General features: G+C 62.6%; 3 protein-coding genes. 2 read left to right on the top strand and 1 reads right to left on the bottom strand.

What is annotated here, in order from left to right; genetic code table 11:
- Positions 1-241: hypothetical protein (locus EII35_RS15325; protein ID WP_148098958.1), on the bottom strand; the 241-nt coding region annotated here is incomplete at its 3' end.
- Positions 242-573: 332 nt separating this feature from the next.
- On the opposite strand from EII35_RS15325, the gene EII35_RS15320 reads away from it, so the two are divergent.
- Together EII35_RS15320 and EII35_RS15315 are read left to right on the top strand one after the other, a co-directional pair.
- A complete protein-coding gene (locus tag EII35_RS15320) occupies positions 574-846 on the top strand; it encodes a hypothetical protein (RefSeq protein WP_125229321.1) in 273 nt (90 codons plus the stop codon).
- 190 nt (positions 847-1,036) lie between these two features.
- On the top strand, positions 1,037-2,060 hold a 1,024-nt coding region (locus EII35_RS15315), incomplete at its 3' end, for a hypothetical protein (protein ID WP_148098957.1).

The raw sequence follows: 2,060 nt of genomic DNA, 5'->3' as shown, positions 1-2,060 counted from the left end.
ATGGTCGCTGGTTGGAGGTGTTCTCGGGGAATCCTCTGATCCCGTGGACCATGCGGATTGGTTCGGGGGTCTTCACCGGTGCCCCGAGCGCATCGGAATGGACATGAGGGATCTGTGTCCGGAGATCGATCTCGTGGTGCATGCGCTCCGGACCGAGGGTCAGGGTGAGGTCGCGACGCGGGTTGTCGAGGTGGTGGCGGCCGGGGCCACAGGCGGCGAGATCCTGATGGGGGTGCGTCATGAGCTCACCCAGCTCCTGCACACAGGGCTGGCGCCCGAGCTGCAAGCGCAGGTGAATGACGTGGTGGCGCACATTGACCGAGTCCTGGACCCCGCCCGACAAACGCGCAGCCGTCACTCTCGCCCGAGCTGAGGGTGGCGATGGATGATGTTGTGGCGCGGATCAATCAGGTCTTGAAGGTTTGAGTTGCTGCTCGCTTTTCTGTGTTGTGGCCCCAGGAGTCGGGCGGGCCTGTGGAGTGAAGTGGGCGGGCAACAGGTGAGTTGGGTACTGAGAGGCTCAGCGGATGCAGTTCAGTTCAGAGAACTTCTTTCGAGAATCGAGTGCTACCAATGATGAAACGGATGCTATCCCTGCCTGCTGACTTTGAGGACTATGCATGGGAGGTTGAGGCCAAGGGTGTCTTCTGGGGCGCCTCGGTGCGCCTTGGCGATCGTGTGGTTGCTGTCACCTTCTACGACCCGGTTCGGCTTTCACAGGACATCGCAGAGGAGTTGGAGCAGTGCCATTTCATGGGGCTTCATCGGGTTCTTGTCGTGCCTTGTGTGAACGAGGAGCAGATGCGTATGGCCATCGATCGGGCGCCGATCGAATTCTTTGCATGACGGCGTGATGAAATCACCAGAAGAAGTCAACGCGGTTGGGCTCGGCGTTGTTCGTGCACACCATCCTTGGGGCTTCGAAGTCGAGGTTGGAGGCTCTGGGAGCGTTGGCTTGGTGGAGCTGGGTTGCCAGCTGAGGGCGGGAGGCTCGGCGAATCCTTACTTCTGGAGCCCTTCCTTGGGAGGTTGACGTATGGCGCAGTTCGAGGATTTTCGGGATCTTCCGACCATCATGGGTATTGGTCGGGAGTTGGAGGTGATGTCGGCGCTCATGGGCATGCCGGTGGAGTACATCGCTGACCATGAGGCGGAGTTTCGTGCCGTGGTGGATGATCTGGTCGAGTCGCATCAGGGTGGGGGGTACTTCGAGGTCAGGCCCGGGAATGAGGGGGCGTTGCTGCGGTTTGCGGCTTGGCTTGAGCCGATGTTGACCCGTTTCGGTATGCCGGGTTCGATGGCTGACACCTTCCGGTTCACCTACCAGGATCTGGTGGAGGCGTACCCGCAGTTGCGGGGGCTTGATCTGGAGGACGAGGCTGCAGGGTCAAGGGGTGGCTCGCCCATGGGGTTGCAGGCGTTCCGGGACATGCCGACGGTGATGGCTGCGTCGGCTGAGTTGGCGGTCATGCGGGCTTTGAGGGCGATGCCTGTGGAGTTTCTCGTGGCGCATCGTGACGAGTTCGTGGAGATCGTGGAGCGACTGGACGGTTCGCATGGCAGCCCGAAAGGGGGCCTGTTCGGGTTGACGCCTGACAATGAGGAGGCGTTCCGCGAGTTCGTGGCTTGGCTGCGTGAGCTTGGGCCGGTGATGGGGTGGCCCACGACCAGGCGATGGGCGTTGGATGTGACCTTCGCCCAGGCAGCGAAGAAGTACCCACACCTGCGTGAGGTGGCGGCGTCGGGCCCGCAACCTGGATCTCCGGTGGTGGTGCAGCTCGCTGAGCGGGTGAAGGAGGCGGGTGAGCTGGAGATCACAGGGACGGGAGCTGCGTGGCAGGGGGTCACCCTGCTGGGTCAGGGCTGGAACTTCGCTGCGGGGCGGGGATGGCGGGTGGTGAACCCGGATGGGACGCTCGCCTTTGCGTGGTCGACTCCGGGGGTGGAGGATCTCGTGGCCGGGTTGGTGGGGTTGTGTGTGGTGGAGGTGGTGCCTCAGAGTCGGGTGACGGCTGCTGATCCCGCGCTTCGTCTGTCGGATGGTCGCTGGTTGGAGGTGT

Origin of the sequence: Arachnia propionica (assembly GCF_003932785.1) — a bacterium.
GTDB classification, from domain to species: domain Bacteria; phylum Actinomycetota; class Actinomycetes; order Propionibacteriales; family Propionibacteriaceae; genus Arachnia; species Arachnia propionica_B.
The sequence above is the reverse complement of the archived record's forward strand: the minus strand, read 5'-3'. Positions and strand labels throughout refer to the sequence as shown.